The sequence below is a fragment of the Allokutzneria sp. A3M-2-11 16 genome, assembly GCF_024213555.1.
Lineage (GTDB): Bacteria > Actinomycetota > Actinomycetes > Mycobacteriales > Pseudonocardiaceae > Allokutzneria.
In genome coordinates this window covers 1,166,861-1,189,140 of the sequence record NZ_JANAVO010000001.1, presented here as the reverse complement: position 1 = coordinate 1,189,140, position 22,280 = coordinate 1,166,861, and the positions used below count along the sequence as shown (strand labels likewise).

23 protein-coding genes and 1 riboswitch are annotated in these 22,280 nt (G+C 70.7%); of the genes, 16 read left to right on the top strand and 7 right to left on the bottom strand.

Annotated elements, in window-relative coordinates:
- The first annotated feature begins 108 nt into the window (after nt 1-108).
- The 6 genes from NLX83_RS05885 to NLX83_RS05860 all read left to right on the top strand — a co-directional run bounded on the left by NLX83_RS05885 (nt 109) and on the right by NLX83_RS05860 (nt 7,050).
- Entirely contained in the window at nt 109-696 is a 588-nt protein-coding gene (locus tag NLX83_RS05885; protein ID WP_254233839.1) for a DUF5336 domain-containing protein, read from the top strand.
- Nucleotides 697-828: 132 nt separating this feature from the next.
- The gene (locus NLX83_RS05880) at nt 829-2,394 is read left to right on the top strand and encodes a cell division protein PerM (protein WP_254233838.1); all 1,566 of its coding nucleotides are present in this window, start codon (nt 829-831) and stop codon (nt 2,392-2,394) included.
- A gap of 123 nt (nt 2,395-2,517) precedes the next feature.
- Entirely contained in the window at nt 2,518-3,135 is a 618-nt protein-coding gene (gene purN / locus NLX83_RS05875; protein WP_254236098.1) for a phosphoribosylglycinamide formyltransferase, read from the top strand.
- Nucleotides 3,132-4,703, top strand: coding sequence for a bifunctional phosphoribosylaminoimidazolecarboxamide formyltransferase/IMP cyclohydrolase (gene purH, locus NLX83_RS05870; protein ID WP_254233837.1), 1,572 nt, complete (start codon nt 3,132-3,134; stop codon nt 4,701-4,703). Before purN ends, purH begins: the two co-directional genes overlap by 4 nt.
- A gap of 514 nt (nt 4,704-5,217) precedes the next feature.
- Entirely contained in the window at nt 5,218-5,640 is a 423-nt protein-coding gene (locus tag NLX83_RS05865; protein WP_254233836.1) for a YciI family protein, read from the top strand.
- Nucleotides 5,641-5,772: 132 nt separating this feature from the next.
- Nucleotides 5,773-7,050, top strand: a complete 1,278-nt coding sequence (locus NLX83_RS05860; protein WP_254233835.1) for an RNA polymerase sigma factor — start codon at nt 5,773-5,775, stop codon at nt 7,048-7,050.
- Here the strand turns inward: NLX83_RS05860 and NLX83_RS05855 are convergent.
- On the bottom strand, nt 7,045-7,614 hold the full coding sequence (locus tag NLX83_RS05855; RefSeq protein ID WP_254233834.1) for a dihydrofolate reductase family protein: 570 nt from the start codon (nt 7,612-7,614) through the stop codon (nt 7,045-7,047). The genes NLX83_RS05860 and NLX83_RS05855 overlap by 6 nt on opposite strands.
- Nucleotides 7,615-7,659: 45 nt before the next feature.
- Between NLX83_RS05855 and NLX83_RS05850 the strand changes: the two genes are divergently transcribed.
- The 6 genes from NLX83_RS05850 to NLX83_RS05825 all read left to right on the top strand — a co-directional run bounded on the left by NLX83_RS05850 (nt 7,660) and on the right by NLX83_RS05825 (nt 12,360).
- A complete protein-coding gene (locus tag NLX83_RS05850) occupies nt 7,660-8,241 on the top strand; it encodes a TetR/AcrR family transcriptional regulator (protein WP_254233833.1) in 582 nt (193 codons plus the stop codon).
- Between the two features lie 23 nt (nt 8,242-8,264).
- Complete coding sequence (locus NLX83_RS05845) at nt 8,265-8,879, top strand: pentapeptide repeat-containing protein (RefSeq protein ID WP_254233832.1); 615 nt, start codon at nt 8,265-8,267, stop codon at nt 8,877-8,879.
- A gap of 92 nt (nt 8,880-8,971) precedes the next feature.
- On the top strand, nt 8,972-10,210 hold the full coding sequence (locus tag NLX83_RS41760) for an MFS transporter (RefSeq protein WP_254233831.1): 1,239 nt from the start codon (nt 8,972-8,974) through the stop codon (nt 10,208-10,210).
- Nucleotides 10,211-10,264: 54 nt separating this feature from the next.
- A complete protein-coding gene (locus tag NLX83_RS41755) occupies nt 10,265-11,173 on the top strand; it encodes a DMT family transporter (RefSeq protein ID WP_254233830.1) in 909 nt (302 codons plus the stop codon).
- An 18-nt stretch (nt 11,174-11,191) separates the two neighbouring features.
- Nucleotides 11,192-12,043 carry a bifunctional methylenetetrahydrofolate dehydrogenase/methenyltetrahydrofolate cyclohydrolase gene (locus NLX83_RS05830; protein ID WP_254233829.1) on the top strand — a complete coding sequence of 284 codons (852 nt, stop codon included), beginning with the start codon at nt 11,192-11,194 and terminating at the stop codon, nt 12,041-12,043.
- Nucleotides 12,044-12,057: 14 nt separating this feature from the next.
- Nucleotides 12,058-12,360 (top strand): DUF3017 domain-containing protein, encoded by a 303-nt coding sequence (locus tag NLX83_RS05825; RefSeq protein ID WP_254233828.1) that lies wholly within the window; start codon nt 12,058-12,060, stop codon nt 12,358-12,360.
- Here the strand turns inward: NLX83_RS05825 and NLX83_RS05820 are convergent.
- Nucleotides 12,353-13,135, bottom strand: a complete 783-nt coding sequence (locus tag NLX83_RS05820) for an alpha/beta fold hydrolase (protein WP_254233827.1) — start codon at nt 13,133-13,135, stop codon at nt 12,353-12,355. The two genes, NLX83_RS05825 and NLX83_RS05820, sit on opposite strands and share 8 nt — an antisense overlap.
- Nucleotides 13,128-13,775, bottom strand: coding sequence for a TetR/AcrR family transcriptional regulator (locus NLX83_RS05815; RefSeq protein ID WP_254233826.1), 648 nt, complete (start codon nt 13,773-13,775; stop codon nt 13,128-13,130). The genes NLX83_RS05820 and NLX83_RS05815 overlap by 8 nt, the downstream gene beginning before the upstream one ends.
- 158 nt (nt 13,776-13,933) lie before the next feature.
- Here NLX83_RS05815 and NLX83_RS05810 point away from each other — a divergent pair, with 158 nt between their 5' ends.
- Nucleotides 13,934-14,773 carry an inositol monophosphatase family protein gene (locus NLX83_RS05810; protein WP_254233825.1) on the top strand — a complete coding sequence of 280 codons (840 nt, stop codon included), beginning with the start codon at nt 13,934-13,936 and terminating at the stop codon, nt 14,771-14,773.
- A 157-nt stretch (nt 14,774-14,930) separates the two neighbouring features.
- Here the strand turns inward: NLX83_RS05810 and NLX83_RS05805 are convergent, their stop codons facing one another.
- The 4 genes from NLX83_RS05805 to NLX83_RS05790 all read right to left on the bottom strand — a co-directional run bounded on the left by NLX83_RS05805 (nt 14,931) and on the right by NLX83_RS05790 (nt 18,624).
- Nucleotides 14,931-16,247, bottom strand: a complete 1,317-nt coding sequence (locus NLX83_RS05805) for an aminodeoxychorismate synthase component I (RefSeq protein WP_254233824.1) — start codon at nt 16,245-16,247, stop codon at nt 14,931-14,933.
- 16 nt (nt 16,248-16,263) lie between these two features.
- Nucleotides 16,264-17,028: an ABC transporter permease gene (locus NLX83_RS05800; RefSeq protein WP_254233823.1), complete on the bottom strand. Its 765-nt coding sequence runs from the start codon at nt 17,026-17,028 to the stop codon at nt 16,264-16,266.
- A complete protein-coding gene (locus NLX83_RS05795) occupies nt 17,025-17,978 on the bottom strand; it encodes an ATP-binding cassette domain-containing protein (RefSeq protein WP_254233822.1) in 954 nt (317 codons plus the stop codon). The genes NLX83_RS05800 and NLX83_RS05795 overlap by 4 nt, the downstream gene beginning before the upstream one ends.
- A 79-nt stretch (nt 17,979-18,057) precedes the next feature.
- Nucleotides 18,058-18,624 (bottom strand): PadR family transcriptional regulator, encoded by a 567-nt coding sequence (locus tag NLX83_RS05790; protein ID WP_254233821.1) that lies wholly within the window; start codon nt 18,622-18,624, stop codon nt 18,058-18,060.
- 105 nt (nt 18,625-18,729) lie between these two features.
- Between NLX83_RS05790 and NLX83_RS05785 the strand changes: the two genes are divergently transcribed.
- The 3 genes from NLX83_RS05785 to rsmA all read left to right on the top strand — a co-directional run bounded on the left by NLX83_RS05785 (nt 18,730) and on the right by rsmA (nt 21,909).
- Nucleotides 18,730-19,569, top strand: a complete 840-nt coding sequence (locus NLX83_RS05785) for a TatD family hydrolase (protein WP_254233820.1) — start codon at nt 18,730-18,732, stop codon at nt 19,567-19,569.
- Nucleotides 19,566-20,873 carry a ubiquitin-like domain-containing protein gene (locus NLX83_RS05780; RefSeq protein WP_308209274.1) on the top strand — a complete coding sequence of 436 codons (1,308 nt, stop codon included), beginning with the start codon at nt 19,566-19,568 and terminating at the stop codon, nt 20,871-20,873. The genes NLX83_RS05785 and NLX83_RS05780 overlap by 4 nt, the downstream gene beginning before the upstream one ends.
- A gap of 169 nt (nt 20,874-21,042) precedes the next feature.
- On the top strand, nt 21,043-21,909 hold the full coding sequence (gene rsmA, locus NLX83_RS05770; protein ID WP_254233819.1) for a 16S rRNA (adenine(1518)-N(6)/adenine(1519)-N(6))-dimethyltransferase RsmA: 867 nt from the start codon (nt 21,043-21,045) through the stop codon (nt 21,907-21,909).
- 147 nt (nt 21,910-22,056) lie between these two features.
- Nucleotides 22,057-22,147, top strand: a riboswitch (SAM riboswitch).
- Nucleotides 22,148-22,280: the final 133 nt, after the last annotated feature.

Genomic DNA, 22,280 nt, shown 5'->3' with positions numbered 1-22,280 from the left:
GAACCCCCGGGTGTCGGATGTCGTCCCAACGGCGGTATCGGCTAGCGTTCCGCTGCCACAACCCTCAAGCGTCCACAGTGGCCGCCTCGTTCGAGGAGGAGACCCAGCATGTCCGTGCCCTATGGCGCGCCCCAGCCACATCCCCAGCAGCCCGGGGTGCCCGGGCAGCCGGGCAACGCCCCGAACCTCACCTTCATCCTCTCGCTGGTCGCCGCGGGCCTCGGTCTCGTCGCGTTCCTCTGCGGGTTCGCCGCCGACGCCCGAGGTGCGGGCAGCTCGGCGTACCTGCTCGGCGGTGCCGTCCTCGCCGGTTTCTCGGTGCTGCCCAAGGCGCCCAAGCTGCTCTGGGCCGCGGTCCCGCTCTCCGTGGTGGCCGCGCTGGGGATGCTGCAGACCATGATCACGGCCTCCACCATCACCGGCATGTTCGTCGTGATCTTCATCGTCTCGCTGCTCCAGGCAGGCGCGGTCGTGGTGGCCCTGCTCGCCGACATCGAGGTCATCAAGCTCCAGCCGAAGCCGCAGTACGGTCCGCCCGGTGGCTGGAACCCCGCCTCCGGCGGATTCCCGCAGCCGTACGGCCAGCAGCCCGGCCAGTTCCCGCAGCAGGGCTACCCGCAGCAGCCCCAGCAGCCGCAGCAGACCCAGCAGTTCGGTCAGCCGGGAACGCCGCCCGGTGGCTTCCAGCAAAGCTGATACTGATCAAATAGAGCAGTACCTCTCGTCGGGGTGACATCGCGATCGCGGTGTCACCCTGACGGCTTTTCCGAGCCTGGTCACGCGGCGTGCCTCACCCGTACGGCGGCTTGCCGGTGCGAATGTGCCCGCATGACCACAGCTCAACCTACTGACCAGGGGGTAGACGAGGTGGTCGTGCGGCCTCGGGCGGCTCCCCGGGGCCTGCGGATGCGGTTACTCGTAGTAGCCGCGCTCGGTCCGTTGGTGCTCGGGTTCCTCGCTGCGGCGAGCGTGTCCGCCGTGGTGCTGGGGTCCGCCCCGCTCGCCGTCTTCTCCGTTCCCGAGGTGCTGGCCTCGGCCCGCTGGCTGTGGCTGGCCGCGTACCAGGTGCCGGTGACCCTGCGCGGCGCCCCGCTCGGCGTGCTGCCCCTGCTGCTCACCCTGGTCGCGGCGTTGCTGGTGGCGCGTTCGGCCAGGGCTTCGGCGCGCCGGATGCGGTTGCGCACCCCCGGCCCGACGCAACAGCTCATCGGCACGATCGCCGCGGCGCACGGGGTTTTCGCCGCCGTGCTCGCCGCGGTGCAGCCCGAAGGCGCGGCGGTCGCCACCCCGACCACCGCTTTCGTCGGCGCCGCACTGGTTTCCGGGGTCGCGGCGACGATCGCGCTCGCCGAGACGTGCGGTCTGGCCGAGCTGATCGGCGGGCTGGAGGTGCCGATCCGGCGCGGCCTCTACGTCGGCGTGCTCGGCGTCGTCGCCCTCCTCGCGGTCGGCGCGCTGCTGTTCAGCGTCGGGTTGCTGGTGGCCCTGCCCAGGGTGGCGGGGATGTTCATGGACACCGGCCAGGGCATCGCCGAGTTCTTCGGCATCGCGTTGCTGTGCCTGGCTTATCTGCCCAACATCGTGGTCGCCGGGACCTCCTTCGCGCTCGGGTCCGGCTTCGCGGTGGGCAAAGCGGTGATCGCGCCGATCGGCATGGCGCTGGCCCCGGTGCCCTCGGTGCCGCTGCTCGCCGCGCTGCCGCCGGTCGCCAGCCGGTGGTGGCTGGCGGTGTTCGTGCTGCCGTTGCTGGTCGGGGTGCTCGTCGGCTGGTGCTGCCGGACCTGTTCGCCGGAGCCGGTCGAGCGCGTGAAGGCCGTCGCGGTGGCCGCCGCGCTGATCGGGCTGGCGTTGTTCGCGCTGGCCTTCCTCGCCGGTGGTCGGCTCGGTGGCGGGCCGTTCGACCCGGTGACGGTGCAGGCGGGGAAGATCGTGCTGGCCGCGGCAGGATGGGTGCTGGTGCCAGGAGCCCTGGTGGCGTGGGTGTTCGCGCCGAAGCCCTCTGCGGAGCCGGAAGCCGAGGAAGCGGACCAGGAATCGGACGAGACCGACGCCGAGGACACCGTTCTCGAAGAGGCTGTTCTCGACGAGGGCGCGGAGGACGCCGAAGAGGCTGAGCCCGCAGAGGAAACCGAGGACGAGACCGCACCGGAAGAGGACGTCGCCGAAGCGGCCGAACAACCCGAAGTGCCTGAAGTGTCCGAAGTGGACGTTGACGACTTCGAGGACTTCGAGGACTACGAGGAAGCCGAGGGCGAGGGCTACCGGTTCGAGCCGTTGCCGGAGCAGTTCGAGGACGAGGACGACCGGCTGGCGCGGGAACTGGCCGAGGAGCTCGGCGAGGAGCTGACGATCGACGACGACGAGGACCCGGAACCGCCCGCGAAGCGCCCCTGAGCCCACCGCCCTGCCGGAAGTGATCCACACCGCAGGAACTACGCTGGTCACGCCCCTGATCCGGCTTGCCAGGAGACGACGCTGAGCCCATCGCACCCGGACGTGACGCCGCTCGCGCAGCGGCTGAGCGTGCCGGTACCCGCCCGCATCGTTGCCCTCGTGTCCGGTTCGGGCACCCTGCTCCAGGCGCTGCTGGACGCGGTCGGAGCCGGGGACTACCCGGCAACCGTCGTCGCGGTCGGCGCGGACCGCACCGGTATCGAGGGGCTTGCCAGGGCGCGCCGCCACGGTGTTCCCGGCTTCACCGTCCGGCTGCGCGACCACGCCGACCGGGCCGCGTGGGACCGCGCGCTGGCCGAGGAGATCGCCGCGCACGAGCCCGACCTGGTGGTCTCCGCCGGGTTCATGAAGATCCTCGGGCCCGCGGTGCTGGAGCGCTTCGGCGGACGGGTGATCAACACGCATCCCGCGCTGCTGCCCGCTTTCCCCGGGGCGCACGCCGTCGCCGACGCCATCGCCTACGGCGTCAAGGTCACCGGCTGCACCGTGCACCTGGTCGACGCGGGCGTGGACACCGGGCCGATCCTCGCCCAGGAGGCGGTCGCCGTGCTGCCCGGCGAGACCGAGACAGACCTGCACGAGCGGATCAAGGAGGTCGAGCGGCGGATGCTGGTCGACGTCCTGGCCGAGCTCGCGCGCAAGGGTTGCACCGTAACCGGACGAGAGGTGAACATTCCGTGACCGCATCAGATGGCCTGCGGCCGGTCCGCAGGGCGCTGCTGGGCGTGTCCGACAAGGCCGGGCTGGTCGAGCTGGCCACCGGGCTGCACGAGGCCGGGGTCGAGCTGGTCTCCACCGGGGGGACCGCGAAGGCCATCGCCGCCGCGGGCATCCCGGTCACCCCGGTCGAGCGGGTCACCGGGTTCCCCGAGTGCCTCGACGGCCGGGTCAAGACGCTGCACCCGGGGGTGCACGCGGGCCTGCTCGCCGACGTCCGCCGCCCCGAGCACGTCGAGCAGCTGGAGCGGATGGAGATCGCTCCCTTCGACCTGCTCGTGGTGAACCTGTACCCGTTCCGGGAGACGGTGGCCTCCGGCGCCGCGCCCGACGAGTGCGTCGAGCAGATCGACATCGGCGGCCCGGCGATGGTCCGCGCCTCGGCGAAGAACCACGCCAACGTCGCGGTGGTGGTCGACCCGGCGCGCTACGACTGGGTGCTGGAGCGGGTCCGCGGCGGTGGGTTCAGCCTCGCCGACCGGCAGGGCCTCGCCGTCGCCGCCTTCCGGCACACCGCGAGCTACGACGTCGCGGTGGCCTCGTGGATGGGCAGCGCGCTGATCGCCGACGAGTCCGGTTTCCCGGACTGGGCGGGCGCGACGTGGGAGCGCTCGTCGGTGCTGCGCTACGGCGAGAACCCGCACCAGCGCGCCGCGCTCTACGTCACCCCCGGCGCCGCGGGCCTGGCCACCGCGAAGCAGTTGCACGGCAAGGAGATGTCGTACAACAACTACGTGGACGCGGACGCCGCGTGGCGCTCGGCGCACGACCACTCCGACCCGTGCGTCGCGATCATCAAGCACGCCAACCCCTGTGGCATCGCGGTGTCCATTGTGGATGGTGACGCGATCGCCGACGCGCACCGCAAGGCGCACGCGTGCGACCCGGTCTCCGCGTTCGGCGGCGTGATCGCGGCCAACCGCGAGGTGACCGTGGAGATGGCCGAGCAGGTGGCGGAGATCTTCACCGAGGTGATCGTCGCCCCCGGCTACGCCGACGGCGCGGTGGACGTGCTGGCCCGCAAGAAGAACGTCCGCATCCTCACCGCCGAGCCGCCGGTGCGCGGCGGGCTGGAGATGCGCCCGGTCTCCGGGGGCCTGCTGCTCCAGGCCGCGGACGCGATCGACGCCGAGGGGGACTCCGCCGCGAAGTGGACGCTCGCCTGCGGAGAGCCGGTCGACGACGCGACCATGGCCGACCTGGTGTTCGCCTGGCGGGCGTGCCGCGCGGTGAAGTCCAACGCCATCCTGCTGGCCAGCGGCGGTGCCACGGTCGGCGCGGGCATGGGCCAGGTCAACCGGGTGGACGCGGCGCGGCTGGCCGTTTCGCGCGCCGGGGAGCGGGCTCAGGGCTCGGTCGCGGCCTCCGACGCCTTCTTCCCGTTCCCCGACGGCCTTGAGGTGCTGACCGGGGCCGGGGTGCGCGCGGTGGTCCAGCCGGGTGGCTCTGTGCGGGACTCCGCGGTCATCGAGGCGGCTCAGGCGGCCGGGGTCACGATGTACCTCACCGGGACCCGGCACTTCGCGCACTGACCTGCGGTTTTAGTGAGAGGGGCCCGGCGCTGTCGGGCCCTTCTTCTATGGTGTGGGAACCCTCGTCCGAGTGACTTGACGGGGGCGGCGGAGCCCGGTTTACTAGTCCCATCGTTCGAACATGTGTTCGAACGAACGTCGCGGACGATGCGGGATCGGCCGTGGTGGTCACCGGCTTCTTTCGGCGTTGTGTGTTCGTGGGTGCGGGCGCTCCTTCGTCGGGGAAGAGGAAGCGGGTGTTCGGTGTGGCACTCGCCCCGCGGGTTGTCGCCGGACGGGGTGTCGTGGTCAACGGGGTGACTACGGCTTCCGGCGGCGGTTCTCGGGGCGAGTGTGACCGGAAATGATGTGGGTTCGTTCGTCACCGCGTCGCCGTCGACTGACCTGCGACCCGGCGTCGCGGTGGCGAATCGGTCCGGAGGAAGTTCTGGAGAAGAGTTGGTGTCGTGTCGATTCGGGTGGCCGCCGATCGACGCTCTGGTGAGGGGGACGACCGCTACCAGAGGAGACACCGATGCGATTCATGATCATGGTGAAGGCGAACGCCGAGTCCGAGTCCGGTGAGCCGCCCAGCCAGGAGCTGTTCGCGGCGATGGGCAGGTTCAACGAGGAGCTGGTCAACGCGGGCGTGCTCCTCGCGGGCGAGGGGCTCAAGCCCAGCTCCCAGGGTGCGCGGGTGCGGTTCGGTGGTGGGCGTCGGACCGTGGTCGACGGGCCCTTCGCGGAGACCGAGGAGCTGCTCGCCGGGTTCTGGCTGATCGACGTGAAGTCGTTGGACGAGGCCATCGCCTGGGTCGAGCGCGTGCCCTGCGAGGAGGGCGAGGTGGAGATCCGCCCGGTGTTCGAGCCCGCCGACTTCGAACCGCACCTCTCCGAAGAGCTGCACGAGGCCGAACTCCGCCTGCGCGAACGCGTCACCACCCAACAGCACCTCTAACCCCCAGGGGGTACCCCGTTTCGTACTCATAGCCGTATGTGGGAGCGCTCCTTTCCCGGCTATGAGTACGAAACGGGTTCGGGGGACAGGGGTGGTTGCGGGGGGTGGGGTGACCTGCTGTGATTGCGCGTCGTGGCGGGTACTGGGACTGCGGCGGCGGACAAGACGCACCGGGCGATCGAGGCGGTCTGGCGGATCGAGTCGGCGCGGCTGATCGCGGGGCTCGCGCGCTTCATCCGCGATGTGGGCCTGGCCGAGGAGCTGGCCCAGGACGCGTTGGTCGCGGCCTTGGAGCAGTGGCCGGAGTCGGGGGTGCCGAACAACCCCGGCGCCTGGCTGATGTCCGTGGCGAAGCGGCGCGCGATCGACCTGGTGCGGCGTAAGGAGAACTTCGCCCGCAAGCTGGAGGAGATCGGCCATCGCCTTGAGGTCGAGGGCGAGGGCGTCGACCTCGAGTACGACCCCGCGCTGGACGGGGAGATCGGTGACGACCTGCTGCGCCTGGTGTTCACCGCCTGCCACCCCGTGCTCTCCACCGACGCCAGGGTGGCGCTGACGCTGCGCCTGCTCGGCGGGCTGACCACCGATGAGATCGCGCGGGCCTTCCTGGTCGCGGAATCGACCGTGGCGCAACGGATCGTGCGCGCCAAGAAGAACCTGGAGAAGGCGAAGGTCCCGTTCGAGGTGCCGCAGGGGGAGGACCGCGCGCGGCGGTTGTCCTCGGTGCTCGAAGTGATCTACCTGATCTTCAACGAGGGGTACTCGGCCACGGCGGGGGACGACTGGCTGCGGCCGGAGCTGTGCGCGGAGGCGCTGCGCCTGGGCCGTGTCCTGGTCGGGCTCGTGCCGAAGGAGCCGGAGGTGCACGGCCTGGTCGCGTTGATGGAGATCCAGGCATCGCGGTCCAGGGCCCGCACCGACGCCGCGGGCAAGCCGATCCTGCTGCTGGAGCAGGACCGTTCGCGGTGGGACCAGCTGCTCATCCGCCGAGGGCTCACCGCGCTCGAACAGGCGGAGAAGCTCGGTGGCGCGCACGGCCCCTACGCGCTCCAGGCCGCCCTCGCCGCCTGCCACGCCCGCGCGCGGACGGCGGACGCGACCGACTGGGAACGCATCGCGGGCCTGTACGAGGTGCTGTCGAAGGTCGCGCCCTCGCCGATCGTGGAGCTCAACCGCGCGGTCGCGGTTTCGATGGCGTTCGGCCCCGCCGCCGGACTTGAGGTGGTCGACGAGCTCGTGGACGTGCCCGCGCTGAAGAACTACCACCTGCTGCCGAGCGTGCGCGGGGACTTCCTGTTCAAGCTCGGCAGACTGCCCGAGGCCAAGGCGGAGTTCGAGCGGGCGGCGGAGTTGACCCGCAACTCCCGCGAGCGCGACCTGCTGCTCGACCGCGCCCGCGAATGCTCATAGCCTGCGGTAAGTCATGAACACCATGCCGCTGTCGAAGACGCGGTGCGCGGCGAGCCGGAAGCCGGTCGCGCGGAACTCGCCGTCGAAGAGCCGGATGCCCGCGCCCGCGACGATCGGGTAGATCTTCACCAGCAGCTCGTCGATCTCCTCGCGCAGCACGCCCGCGAGGTTTCCCCCGCCGCAGAGCCAGATCCCCTTGCCCTCCTGGGCTTTCAGCTCACGGACCTTGGCGACCGGGTCGCCGGAGACGATCTCCACATCGGGGTGCTGCCGCTCCAGGCCGGTGGAGAACACGTACTGCCGCAGGTGTGCGTACGGGCTGGGGAAGCCCTCCTCGAGCACGACGTCGTAGGTGCCGCGGCCCATGACGACCGTGTCGAAGTGCCTGGGTTCCGGTGTCGGCAGGCCGACCGCGGCCGCCACGTGGGTGGGGAGCGTCTCCGGGTACTCAGCGGTCATCACCGCGTTGTGGTCGCCATCCCAAGGGAAGAAGTCCGCGGCGCCGTCCGGTGCCGCGATGCAACCGTCCACTGTGGACGCGATGTAGTAGCTCAGCTTGCGCATGCCGCCCTCTCTTCTAACCACTATGCGTGTAGTACTATAGGCAGAGTGGTTAGGAAACGGAACACCGAACGGCGAACCGCGCTGGTCGACGCGGCGATCGAGGTGCTGGCGGCGGAGGGCGCGCGAGGGCTGACCTTCCGCGCCGTCGACGAGGCGGCCGGAGTGCCCAAGGGCACCGCGTCCAACTACTTCGCCAGCCGCGAGGACCTGTTCAACCAGGTCGGCGGGCGCATCCACACGCGGCTCGGCCCGGAGCCCGCCGAGCTGTCCGCGAACATGCTCGCGCCGCGCACGCGGGAGGCGGTGGTGTGGCTGATGACCGAGATGGTCCAGCGGATCATCGCCGACCGCACGGGCTACCTGGCGTTGCAGGAGCTCAGGTTGGAGGCGACGCGGCGGCCGGAGCTGCGCGCCGCGCTGACCGCGACCGTGCGCGCGAACCTCGACGGCAACATCGCGCAGCACACCGGTTCCGGGCTGCCGGGGGACGCGGATTCCGTGGTGCTGCTGTACTTCTCGCTCACCGCGTTGGTCGTCGAGCACCTGACGCTGCCGGACGTGCTCGACGGCCACGAGCTCGGAGAACTCGTCCGGATGTTCGTGGAACGGGCCATTCCCGCAGATTGAGCACCTGTGGCAGGGTGCGTGGGGTGGACGAGGTGATCGAGGAATCAGTGCCACCGGTGGTCGGTGAGGATTTCGCCGACGCCGTGTTCGCCAACGAGGTGTGGGAGGACTGCGCCTTCGAGCGCTGTTCCTTCGTGGACGCGGACCTGCGCGGGCTGATCACGAAGAACTGCACGTTCGTCGCGTGCGACTTCACCGGCGCGGACCTGTCCGAGTCCAAGCACCGCATCAGCGCGTTCCGGCAGTGCACCTTCCGCCGCGCCGATCTCAGCGAGTCGGAGATGCACGGCTGCTCGCTGCTCGGCTCCCAGTTCGGCGACTGCAGGCTCCGCCTGTGGCAGCTGCACGACACCGACCTGACCCTGGTCGGGCTCAGCGGAGCCGATCTCAAGGACTCCTCGCTGTCCGGGTTGCGGCTGCGCGAGGCCAACCTCAACGAGAGCGACCTGCGCGGGGCGGACCTGACCAAGTGCGATCTCACCGGCGCGCGGCTGCTGGACGCCCGGCTGGCCGACGCCGATCTGCGCGGGGCCAAACTCGGGGCGGATGCCTTGGTACAGGCCGATCTGCGCGGTACCAAGGTGGACCTGGAGATCGCGGTCAGCTTCGCGGCCGCGCATGGTCTCGTGATCGAGTGAGCTGGGCAATCACCGCGGCCGAATGCCGTCTTTTGTACAGCACCTTCGCGAAGGGGGTCGCCACGGACGGGTGACACGGCGACACTGTCCGGGTGAGCAGCCCCTACAAAGACCTCGCCGGAATACCGCACCTGCGGGCGTTGCTGGGCTGGTCGATCGTTGGCCGTCTGCACATGGCGGGCATTTCGATCGCGATCACCTTCCTCATGGTGGAGTGGACTGACTCCTACCTGCTCGCGGGGCTCGTGGTCGGCGCGGTCACGTTGGGGCAGGGCATCTCCGGACCGCTGCGCGGCAAGGCTGCCGACCGCGGGTCCGCCCCGCGCCTGCTCGCGGTCAGCGGAACGCTGCACACGACGGGACTGCTCGCGCTCGCCGCGTTACCCGGGGCCTGGTGGCCGCTCGCCCCGGTGATCGGGTTGGCCACGGGCCTGTTCATGCCGCCGGTAGGCCAAATCGTGCGCGCGGTGTGCACGAGAGCGGTCGACCGGGACAAGCACAACGCGGTGTTCTCGATCGAGGCCATCGTCCAGGAGCTGGCGTTCCTGGTCGGGCCGACGCTGATCGCGGTCGCCGCGGGCATCAGCGGCGGCCGCGCGGGCCTGGTGCTGAGCGCCGCCATGGTCGCGGTCGGGGTGTTCGGGTTCGCGCTGACGGTGCACCGCTCCGGCTACGGTACGCCCGACCGGGATTCCATCCAGGTCAGCCAGAGCGCGAAGACCTCGATCCTGCGCAACCGGGGCGTGGTGCCGCTGCTCGCCGTCGCCACGGTCATGCTCGGCGCCTTCACCGTCACCGACATCGCGATCATCAACTGGGCGAACGAGCGCGGCACCCCCGCGTTGATCGCCGTGATGGTCACGGTGTGGGGGATCGGCTCGCTGATCGGCGGCCTGGTCGCGGGCGCGTTCAAGGGGGAGCCGAGCCTGGCCCGCCGCGCGGGGCTGTTCAGCGCGGGCATGATCGCGATCGCGCTCGTCCTGCCGCCGCTGCTGGACCCGTCGCCGTGGCTGCTCGGCGTGCTGCTGGTGATCACCGGGCTGGCGATCGCGCCCGCCATCGCGACCGCGAACACCTGGCTCGGCGACCTGGTGCCGGAGGGCAGGCTGGCCGAGGCGTTCGGCTGGCAGGCCACCGCGACCACGGCCGCCGGGGCGCTGGCCTCGCCGCTGGCCGGGTTCCTGCTGGACCTCTCCGGCCCGGCGGCCGCTGTCGGCGTCAGCGGCCTGCTCGCGGTGGTAGGCACCCTTTTGGCGATCCGTGCTGGCCGCGTACGGAACGTTGCGCTTTCGGAACAGCATCGTCGCGTGGTGGTCGGCAACGATGCCTAGGTGCAGAAAACCGCTGTAGCACCGCGTATACGCGGGTTAGCCCGAGGCCTCGGGGTGCTCGCCGCTCTGGGCACCGGCATGTTGCTGGCGGTCCAGTCCCGGATCAACGGCGAACTCGCCGACCGGATGGGCGATGGACTCACGGCCGCGCTGATCTCCTTCGGCAGCGGCCTGCTCGTGCTGCTCGTCCTCGTGCTCGCGCTGCCCGCGGGCAGGCGCGGGGTGCACAGGGTGCGGGAGGCGCTCAGCGGCGGCGCGCTGTCGTGGTGGCACTGCACCGGCGGGGTGTGCGGAGCGGTCTTCGTGCTCAGCCAGGGGCTGACGATCACCTCGCTCGGCGTCGCGGTGTTCACCGTCGCCGTGGTGACCGGCCAGGCGGCGAGCAGCCTCGCGGTGGATCGCGCCGGTATCGGCTCCGATGGGCCGAGACCGTTGAGCGGCAACAGGATCGCGGGTGCCGGGCTCGCCGTGGTCGCGGTGATGATCGCGGTCTCCGACCGGTTCGAGCAGCCGTCCCTGCTGTGGCTGGCCGCGCTGCCGCTGCTGGCCGGGATCGGCATGGGCTGGCAGCAGGCGGCCAACGGGCTGGTGCGGGCGCGGGCGGGCTCGGCGCTGCTCACCGCGATGATCAACTTCTTGGTCGGGACGCTGGCGCTGACCGCCGTGCTGCTGGTGCGGCTGCTCGTCGTGGGCGCCCCGGTCACCTTTCCGGGCGAACCCTGGCTCTACATCGGCGGCGTGCTCGGCACCATCGCCATCGGCGCGGCCGCCGCACTGGTCTCCACGACCGGCGTGCTGCTCTTCGGCCTCGGCCAGGTGGCGGGCCAGCTCGTCGGCGCGCTGCTGCTGGACCTCGTGGTTCCCGCCGCGGGCGACCACCTGACCGCCGCGACGGTGCTCGGCACCCTGCTCACCGTCGCCGCCGTCGGCATCGCGGCGCTGCCGCGCAGGGCCACCCGCTGATCTGCCACGATGGAGGTCGTGAGTGCGACGATCCTTGACGGCAAGGCCACAAGAGACGCGATCTTCGACGATCTGCGGACCCGGGTAACCGCACTGCGCGAGCGGGGTGTGACGCCGGGCCTTGGCACCGTGCTGGTCGGCGACGACCCCGGATCGCACGCCTACGTCCGCGGCAAGCACAACGACTGCGCGAAGGTCGGCGTCACCTCGATCCGCCGGGACCTGCCCGCCGACTCCACCCAGGCCGAGGTGGAGGCGGTGCTCGACGAGCTCAACGCCGACCCCGCCTGCACGGGCTACATCCTGCAGCTGCCGGTGCCCAGGCACCTCGACTCCGGCGCGCTGCTGGAGCGGATCGACCCGGCGAAGGACGCGGACGGCCTGCACCCGGTGAGCCTGGGCCGCCTCGTCCTCGGCGAGCCGGGCGCGCTGCCGTGCACCCCGCGCGGCATCGTGGAGCTGCTGCGCCGCTACGACGTCCCGATCGCGGGCGCGCACGTGGTGGTCGTTGGCCGCGGCGTGACTGTGGGCAGGCCGCTCGGGCTGCTGCTGACGCGGCGGTCGGAGAACGCGACTGTGACGCAGTGCCACACGGGGACGAAGGACCTGGCCGCCGAGGTGCGCCGCGCCGACATCGTGGTCGCCGCTGCGGGCAGCCCGGCGCTGATCACCCCGGAGATGGTCAAGCCGGGCGCTGCCGTGCTCGACGTCGGCATCACCCGCACCGAGGCGGGCCTGGTCGGCGACGTGCACCCCGGCGTCCGGGAGGTGGCCGGGCACGTGGCCCCGATGCCAGGTGGCGTCGGGCCGATGACCAGGGCCATCCTGGTCAGCAATGTCGTCGAGGCAGCAGAGCGGGCGGCGCGATGAACGCGGAGCAGCACTTGCTTGACGACCACGAGCCGGACCTGCCCCCGGAGCCGCCGAAGTCGGAGCGGTGGCAGGTGCACGTGCCGTACCTGGTGGTGATGGGCGTCGTGCTGATCGGCTTCGTGCTGATCATGCTCTACCGCTGGCGGATGGGCTCGGGCGCGATCGCCGGGGCGCTGCTGCTGGCCGCGACCTTCCGCGCGGTGCTGCCGCCGCAGCGCTGCGGCCTGCTGGTCATCCGCACCCGGCTGACCGACATCGTCACCTACGGCGGGCTGGGCCTGCTGATCACCTACGTGGCGCTGACGATCACCTGAGGAAGTCCAGCACGTCGCGGTAGTACTCGCGCTTGGTGACCACTCCGTGCCCGGTCTTCGGGTACATCACGAGCGTGCCGCCGGGCATCCTGGCGGCCGTCTCGGCGAACATCTCCGGCGTCCAGAAGTAGTCGCGTTCGCCGCAGATCACCAGCGTCGGCGTGGTGACCCCGGGCAGCCGGTCGTAGACGTCGAAACCGTCCTCGGCGGTCATCATCGCCATCATGTCGGAGGGGTCCTTCGGCTTGGGCATCACCAGGCCGATCGCCCACAGCACCCCGCCGAGCACCACCTGCGGCACGCGGTGCTTCACCATGCCGGGCACCAGCAGGTGGTAGCCGGGCCTGCCCTGGGCGAGCCGCCTGGCCATCTCCAGCTGCGCGCCCTTGGCCACCGGGCCGAGGGCGTACGCGGTGCTGGCCACCACGCCGCGCCGGACCACCTCGGGGTGGTCGACGATCAGCTGGAGCGCGATCGAACCGCCGGTGGAGTGGCCGATCACGTCGACCGGCTCGCGAAAGTACTCGTGCAGCGCCTTCGCGTGGTCGGACGCGACATCGCTCATGGTGCTGCCCAGCGGCATGCCGGGCTTGCGGTTGACGAAGTAGACCTTCCGCCCCGCCGCCACGAACGGCCGCACCGTCCGCGCCAGCACCTTCCTGCCGGTCGGCGGCGGGTTGTGGTGCGAGGGGTTGAAGCCGGGGAGGTACACCAGGGGCCTGCCCTCACCCGCGGTGAAGTAGGGCAGGCCACCCGGGAGAACGCCCTCAGACATAGATCGGCGACATCTCGGTGACCAGCGCGCGGACCGGCGCGGTGGTGAGCCCGTTGGCCACGAACTCGATCAGCTGGTCCAGCACGACGGGGTAGACGTCCTCGGCGAACTCGTCGCGGTGCAGCGGCAGCAACAACACCGCCTGCATCAGGCCGATCACCGCCTCGGGGCTGATGTCGATCAGCTTGCTGCTGCGCTGGGCGCGGCGGAAGAACTCCCCGAGCGGCAGGTTGACCTGCTCGCGGACCTCCGCGGCGCGCTCGGGGTCGATCCGCCTGCTGACCGACTGGAGCTCTTCGGGGTGGGTGACCAGGCGGCGGTAGAGCGGATTGTCGTCGAGCACCCGCAGCGTCGCGCGCAGGAAGTCCTTGATCGCGGTCCGCAGGTCGGGGGCCTTGGTCAGCACCTCGTCCAGCAGCTGCTTCTGCACCTCGGGCGCCTGCCGCAGCATCAGCTCCAGGTACAGCGCCTCCTTGGACTCGAAGAAGGCGTAGAAGCTGCTCTTGGCGATGTTGGCCGGTTTCACCAGGTCATCGAGCGAGGTCTTGCGCAGGCCCTGCGTGGTGAACAGGTTCTCGCCTGTTCGCAGCAGGATCTCGGTGATCCTGGTGCGGTCTGCGGCGCTGAACGGCGTGGGCATGCGATCTCCAATAAACCCATGAACAATCAGAATTCTTGTTCGCTGCGAAAGCTACGCCTGGCCACGGCCACGCGCAAGGGCAACACCGGATGATTGAGAGCGAGGCCCATCGGGGCACCCGGTGAGCACACCGTCGCTGTCGTCATCGAGGAGCCCCTGTGAGCGAACTGGACCTGGACATCGAACGCCGCATCTCCTGGCCGGTACCGGAGCCCGAGTTGTCCGACGACATCCACCCCGCGCTCACCGACGCCGTGCGGGCGGCCGCGACCGCCTACCGCGCGTCGAGGCACCGGTTCGGCAGGGACGATCTTGCCGTCGTGGTGGCCCAAGGGGCGGACGGCACGCCGACGATGCGCGTCGACGAACTCGTGGAGAGCGCGATCGCGGAGGCCGCGACCCGGCACGGGGTCAACCTGCTCAGCGAGGAGATCGGCTTCCTGGACAACGGCTCGGCCACCACCCTGGTGCTCGACCCGATCGACGGTTCGGCGAACGCGGCGGCCGGGGTGCCGCTGTCCTGCGTGGCCGGGGTGGTCGCGGTGGACGGCGTGGCCACCGAGGCGGTCACCTGCTGGCTGGACACCGGGCGGGTGTGGTGGGCCAAGGCCGGGGAGCCGACGCCGTACCGGACCACCGGGCGGACGTCGGTCGACGGCGCGGAGTTGTGCCTGCTGCGGCCCAAGCCGGGCGCGCGGGACGCGTGGATGCGGGTGGCCTCGCGCGCCGACCGGGTCCGGGTGCTCGGCACGACCGCGCTGGAGTGCGCTCTGGTCGCGGAGGGCTCGGTGGACGGCTTCGCCGACCCGGGCTCGGACACCCACCGGATCATGGATCTGGCCGCGGCGATGGTGACCGTGCCCGCGGCGGGCGGAGTGGTGCTCGACGCCTTCGGTCGGCCGTTGGTGCTCGACCCCGACCTCTCCCGCCGCTGGTCCGGCGTCGCCGCCGCCACCCCCGCGCTCGCGGAGGAACTCCTCGCGCTCATCGCAGGCTGAGGTGGTTGGGGCGTCTTCAAGTACCACGAACCCGCTCGCACACGACCGCTAACTGTGCCTAACCGGTCAGAGGGGTTAGGCACAGTTAGCGGTTGTTTTTGGTGGGGTTCGTTGTACTTGAAGACGGGGGGACTTCGGCGGGCAGCGGAGTGCTGCGTCAGCGGAGTGCGGTGGGGAGGGGCGTGGCGAGGAGGGTTTCGATGGGGGCCGCTTTGGTGAGGCATTCCTGCCACTCCGCGGCGGGATCGGAGTCGGCGGTGATGCCACCGCCCACGCCGAGGCGCACGGTGCCGCCGTGGAACTCCAGGGTTCGGATCACGACGTTGAGCTCCATGCCCGCGACGGGGGAGGCGAGTCCAATCGCGCCGCAGTACGCCTCGCGCGGGGTCACCTCCAGCTCCGCGACGATCTCCAGCGCGCGCAGCTTGGGCGCGCCGGTGACGGAGCCCGGAGGGAAGGCGGCGGCGAGCAGTTCGTCATCGTCCACTGTGGATGGAAGTGAACCCTCCACTGTGGACACCAGGTGCCAGACTCCCGGTGCTGGGCAGACAGTGAGCAGTTCGGGGACGGTGACGCTGCCCGTCGCGCACACCCGGCCGAGGTCGTTGCGCACCAGGTCCACGATCATCACGTTCTCTGCGACGTCCTTTGTGGACTGTCGGAGCAGGCGCGCGTTCGCGTTGTGCTCCGGCAGCCTTCGGGGGAGCGTGCCCTTGATCGGACTGGACCGGACGATGTTTCCCCTGCGGGACAGGAACAACTCCGGCGAGAACGAGGACAGCGCGCCCCATTCGCCTGCCAGGTAAGCGGATCGGGTCGGCCGCAGCCTGCCGACTCCGGCGGCGTAGACCTCGGCGGGGTCACCGTCGAACGGGGCGGAGAACTCCGAGCACACGTTCGCCTGGAAGATCTCCCCTTCGCCGATCGCGGCGACGCACGCCCGGACGGCGTCCATGTGCAGCTCCGCGGACGGCCGGGCGAGGCGCCCCACCGTCCACGGGCGCGCGGGCGGGTCCTCGCCGCGGTCGACGAGGGCGATCAGCTCGGCGGCCAACTGCTCCGGCGCGGGCTGGCCGTCGGGCACGAGCGCCTCGAACCACCACCGCCCGCGCCGGTCCTGGCGCAGCACGTGATCGGCCCAGCCCCACACCGCGTTCGGCAGCCGCCGCGGGGAGTCCCACGCGCCCGGATCGGTCAGCCCGTAACCGAGGTAGCCGAACCACCCGCCGCCGATCGCGTCGGCCGGGGCCGAGGTCACCGCGACGGAGGGCTGCTGGCAGGGGATCGCGAACGCCTCGGCGTCGTCGACCGGCTCCGCCGACAGGGTCGGGGCGAGCACCGCCCGCGAGCCGAACCAGTCACCGACCAGCGCGGCGGGCGGGGCGAGGCCGAGCGCCAGCGCGCGCTCCGACAGGCGCCGGAACACCCGCTCCGGCGCTGTGTCGGAGGCCAGGGGCCAGGCTACGACTCGCACGATGGCTCATCATGGGCTAGGAATCCTGCCGCTGGTAGGTCCTGGTGCCCCACAACACGGTTGTGGCGGTCAGCGCCACCGCCACCAGGGAACCGGTCAGCACCACCGGATCCGCGATCCGCCCGGCGAAGAGCGCACGCTCCGCGTCCACCACGTAGCTCAGCGGATTCGCCATCGACAGCCACCGCAGCCAGTCTGGCGCCAGGCTCATCGGCAGCAGCAGCCCGGACAGCAGCACCACCAGCACCGAGATCTGGCTCATCGTGGGCGCGAACATCCATTCCCGGTCGAGCATCCGCAGCGCCACCGCGTTCGACACCGCGGCCAGCGCGATCGCGACGAGGCCGATCAGCAGCAGCCCCAGGAGAGCGCCGGGAACCGAGGCACGGAGGCCGAACAGCGCGCCCGCGACGACGAGCAGCGCGGACTGCGCGATCAGCGTGACGGCGTCCTTCGCCACCCGCCCGAGCAGCAGCGCGGTCCGGCTCAGCGGTGTCACCCGCATCCGCTCGATCACCCCCGAGCGGTGCTCGAAGATCACGCCGAAGCCCGCCATGCCCGGACTGAGGATCGCCAGCTGCACCAGCAAACCCGGCACGAAGAACTGCCACGAGTTCCCGTCCGGGGCGCCGAAGCGGTCGCCGAGCGGCTGGAGCAGTGGTCCGAACAGGACCAGGAACAGCACGGGCTGGAACATCGCGAACGCCAGCGTCATCGGTGAACGCCACAGCGGCCGCATCGCTCGTGCGCAGACCAACCAGGAATCGTGCAGCAGCTTCACGCCGCCACCTCCTCGTGCAGCGAACGACCGGTGACGCTGTGGAAGACGTCGTCGAGCGTCGGCCGCTTGACCGTGACCGAAGCCAGCTCGATGTCCTTGTCTCGCAAGGCGTTCAACAACACCGGCAGTGCTTCGTCACCGCGTCGCACACGGAGCCGCACCACCTCGCCGTCCACCGTGACCTCGCTCGTGCCGTCGATGCCGTCGGCGACCTGCCCGGCCTCAATTGCTCCACTGTGGACAGTCATGGTCACCGCGTCCCCGGAGACGGAGCGCTTCAGCTCGTCCGGACTGCCGCTCGCCACGATCACGCCGTTGTCGATCACCAGGAGGCGGTCGCACAACGCGTCGGCCTCGTCCAGGTAGTGCGTGCTGAGGAAGACGGTCATGCCGCGCTCGTCGCGCAGCGCGCGGATGCGGTCCCAGAGCGCCGCGCGGCTGGTCGGGTCGAGGCCCGTGGTCGGCTCGTCGAGGAACAGCAGTTCCGGCGAGTGCACCAGGCCCATCGCGATGTCGAGCCTGCGCCGCTGACCGCCGGAGAGCGTCGCCACCAGGCGGTCGTGGAGTTCGCTGAGATCCAGTTCCGCCAACAGTTCCGTGCACCTCGACCTGGCTCGCGCGCGGTCCAGCCCGTAGAAGCGGCCCTGCATCTCCAGTTCCTCGTGCACCGGGTAGTCGAAGGCCAGCGTGCCGCTCTGCGCGACGTAGCCGATCCGCTCGCGCACGCCGTCTGGATCGGTGAGCAGGTCGCGCCCGGCGACGCGCGCCTCCCCGCTGGTCGGCCGCAACAGCGTGGTCAGCATGCGCAGCGTCGTGGTCTTGCCCGCGCCGTTCGGACCGAGGAAGCCGACCAACTCGCCAGCCTCGACGTCCAGGTCGACGCCGCGGACGGCATCGACGGTCCCGTGTTTTCCGGTGAAACGCCTGGTGAGGCCCCGAACTCTGATCATCTCGCTCCTTGCACAAATCCACTTAGTCAAATTTGACTAGTGGCAGCGTGCGGTACGCCTGGGAGGTTCGTCAAGTTCCTCAGACGGTGGACCAGCCCTGGTAAGCGCCCGCCTCGACCTTGGCGAGCAGGTTGCGCACCCACACCAGCTCCGCCGCCGCCAAGCCGCCTGTGAGGTCGAAAAGCTCGCTGACGTGCGGCGGCGTGTGACCCATGGCCCGCACGGTCTCCTTGCCGGACTCGGTGAGCAGCGCGTCGGCTTCGAGCTGGACGATCCGCTGCTTCAACAACGGGATCAGCTCCGCGCGCGGCACGTCCGGGAGCAGAGCGGTCGCGGCCATCAGCGAGTCATACGTCCGGTTGTGCCCGAGCCACGCACCGCGCAGCAGGTTGCGGTACTCGGCCTCGCCCGCGTCGGTCATCTCGTAGACCGTGCGCGCCACGTTGCCCGCGTCGCGCTCGTCCTCCACCACGCGCAGCAGTCCGGTGCGCGCCATCGACTTCAGCGCGTGGTAGACCGAGCCGGGCGCGACGTTCGCCCACTCATCCATCCGCCAGCTCAGCAAGCCCTGCCTGATCTGGTAGCCGTGCGCCGGTTGGTACCTGCGCACCGCACCCAGCACCACCAGCCGCGTCGTCGCCGACATCGTCCCCTCCCGGAGCCGGATAAGGCGGCCAACTCCGCCAACCGTAGGCTAGGCGGCCGTGTGTACCCGTGTGCTGACTCCCCGTCGTGGTCCGGCGGTGTCGAGGTGAGCGGGGAACGCAAGGGCCAACGCCCGCCGCTTCCCGAACCGCTCCCGGCACCCGCCGTGGATTCGCACACCCATTTGGACGCCTGCGGCTGCGTGACCGCCGAGGACGTCGCGACCGTGATGGACAGGGCGAACTCGGTCGGCGTCGCGCGGGCGATCACCGTGGCCGACGACCTCGCCGCGGCGCGGTGGGCGGCCGAGGCCGCGACCTGGGACGAGCGGGTCTTCGCCGCCGTCGCCATCCACCCCACCAGGACCTCGACGTTCACCGACGCCGACCGCGCCGAGCTGGAGAAGCTCGCCGGGCAGCCGAAGGTCGTCGCGATCGGTGAGACCGGGCTGGACTACTACTGGGACTACTCGCCGCACGACGCGCAGGCCGAGTCGTTCCGCTGGCACATCGACCTGGCCAAGCGGGTCGGCAAGCCCTTGATGATCCACGACCGGGACGCGCACGAGGACATCCTGCGCGTGCTCGGCGAGGAAGGCGCACCGGAGACGGTCGTCTTCCACTGCTTCTCCGGTGATGCCGACTTCGCCCGCCGCTGCCTGGACGCCGGGTACGTGCTGTCCTTCGCGGGCGCGGTCACCTTCCGCAACGCCAAGGCGCTGCGCGAAGCCGCCCTGCTGGTCCCGGCCGAGCAGCTGCTCGTCGAGACCGATGCCCCCTTCCTCACTCCCCACCCGTTCCGCGGCAGGCCGAACGAGCCGTACTGCGTCGCGTACACCCTGCGCGACCTCGCCGAACTGCGCGGGGGCGACCTCGCGGAGCTGGCCGCCGCCACCACCGCCACCGCTGAACGGGTCTTCCGGTTCCAGGAGGTAGTCGCGCCGTGAGTGATCCCGGCTATGAACCGCACGAGGACGTGACCGAGCGCACGGTCGAGATCCCGGTGGTTGTCGACGACGCCGATGTCCATTACGGTCCCGTGACCGACAGCCGGGGTGGGGACATCCCGGGCGGTCGAGGCGCCTCCACCTGGGTGGGAGCCGCGCCGGAGCACGACCGTTCGCCCCTGCCCGGACGCCCGACGTCTGGACCACCTGTGAAGAGCACGTTGGTCAGGGCGGCAGCCGCCGCCACCCTCCTGGTCGTCACCAGCGGCGGGGCCACCGCCATCGCGATGGACAAGACGATCACGATCACCGTCGACGACGAGCAGCGCCAGGTGCACACCTTCGCGGGCACCGTCGACGGCGCCCTGGACAGCGCCGGGCTGAGCGCGGGCGCCAAGGACGCGCTCGCCCCCGCCGCGCACGCCGCGATCATCGACGGCAGCCGCATCGTGCTCAAGCGCGGCCGCAAGCTCATGCTCACCGTGGACGGGCGCAAGCGCGAGGTGTGGACGACCGCGCTCACCGTCGACGAGGCCATGCGCCACCTCGGCATGCGCCACGACGGCGCGCTGCTCTCCGCCGACCGGCACCAGCGCATCCCGCTGGAGGGCATGGCGCTGGACCTCAAGACCGCCAAGCTCGTCACCCTCGTCGACGGCGGCCAGCCCGCCCGCGAGGTGGCCACCAACGCCACCTCCGTCGAGGACCTGCTCAAGGAGCAGAACGTCGCCCTGGAGCAGGACGACACCGTCAAGCCCGACGCGAAGACCCCGCTCACCGGCGAGAAGATGCAGATCGAGGTCACCAGGACCCGCTTCACCGAGGTGACCGAGAAGGTCAAGATCGACCCGCCCGAGGAGAAGCAGGAAGACTCCTCGATGAACAAGGGCGAGAAGGAAGTCATCGAGGAGGGCGAGCCGGGCGAGAAGGAGGTCGTCTTCAAGGCGATCACCGTCAACGGCAAGCGCACCAAGAAGGAAGAGCTGCGCAGCAAGGTCCTCAAGGAGCCGAAACCGCGCAAGGTGAAGGTCGGCACCAAGCCGATCGCCGACGCCGCGGTCTGGGACCGGCTCGCGCAGTGCGAGTCCACCGGCAACTGGTCGATCGTCAGCGCCAACGGCAAGTACCACGGCGGCCTCCAGTTCGACCGGCAGACGTGGCAGGCCTACGGCGGCGGCGCCTACGCCCCGGTGGCCAGCCAGGCCACGCGTGAGCAGCAGATCGCGATCGCCACGAAGCTCCGCGACCGGCGCGGCGGCTACAGCGCCTGGCCGCACTGCTCCTCCAAGCTCGGCCTCCGCTGACCCGCCCGGGTTCGGGCGTCTTCAAGTACCACCAACCCCGCTTTTGATCACCGAAAACCGCCCCCTACCCAGCGCGGGTAGGGGCGGTTTTCGGTGATCGTTTGGTGGGTGCGTTGTACTTGAAGACGGGCCAACCCTGGCTGGGACGGGGAGCGGATAGGGTTCGGGGGTGGATGAGCGGGTGCAGGGTGTGCGGCTGCTTGGGCCCGCCGACGTGCGGCGACTGGCCGAGGAGCTGGGGGTTCGGCCCACCAAGAAGCTGGGCCAGAACTTCGTGCACGACCCCAACACCGTGCGCCGGATCGTCTCCGGGGCGAACCTCACCGCCGACGACGTCGCGCTGGAGATCGGGCCGGGGCTCGGGTCGCTGACGCTCGCGCTGCTCGACGCCTGCAAGGCCGTGGTGGCCGTGGAGATCGACCCCGTCCTCGCGTCCCGGTTGGAGCGCACCGCCGCAGAGCAGGCTCCCGGCCTGGCGGAGAGGCTGACCGTGCTGCCCGCCGACGGGATGCGGGTCACCGCCGCGGACTTCCCGCAGCCGCCGACCGCGCTCGTGGCGAACCTGCCCTACAACGTGTCCGTGCCGGTCGTGCTGCACCTGCTCGCCGAGCTGCCGTCGCTGCGCAGCGGGCTGGTGATGGTCCAGGCCGAGGTCGCCGACCGGCTGGCCGCGCGTTCCGGCAGCAAGATCTACGGCGTGCCCAGCGTCAAGGCCGCCTGGTACGCCGATGTGCGCCGGGCCGGGCCGGTGCCGCGCGCGGTGTTCTGGCCGGTGCCCAACGTCGACTCCGCGCTCGTGTCCTTCGTGCGCCGCGACCCACCGTCCACAGTGGACCGTGGAGCCGTTTTCTCCTTGGTGGACGCGGCTTTCGCGCAGCGCCGCAAAACGCTGCGGGCCGCACTGGCTGGCTGGGCCGGATCGGCCGCGCTGGCCGAGCGCTACCTCGTCGCGGCGGGCGTCGACCCGTCCACGCGCGGGGAGCAGCTCGACGTCGCCGACTTCGCCCGGATCGCGGAAGCCCGTACCTCAGGCTGAGCCCGGTATCACCATTCGGGAATAACTGGGCGTATCGGGGCGTTTACCAGGGCGTTCGGCTGTGAGTGTGATGTGTCGAACGATCCAGTGTTCGAGACGCGAAACGACTTGCCTCTGTCCGTCCTCGTCGGTTCTACTGTCCGCAGCAATCCATCCCGAGCGGCCGAGAGACCTGGCTCAGCGACGCCGCAGCAACCACCCGGAAACGGGCAGGTGCTACCGCCAGGACCGATGGAGTCCTCATGCAACGCCCGCCGATGTCCGCACGTCGACCCAACCTGGTTCGTCGACGCTGTGTCGACCAGTGCCTCCGCACGGTGAGTGGCTGTCGCCGCGTATCCCGCACCGACGCCTGACCGCCTCACCCCCTC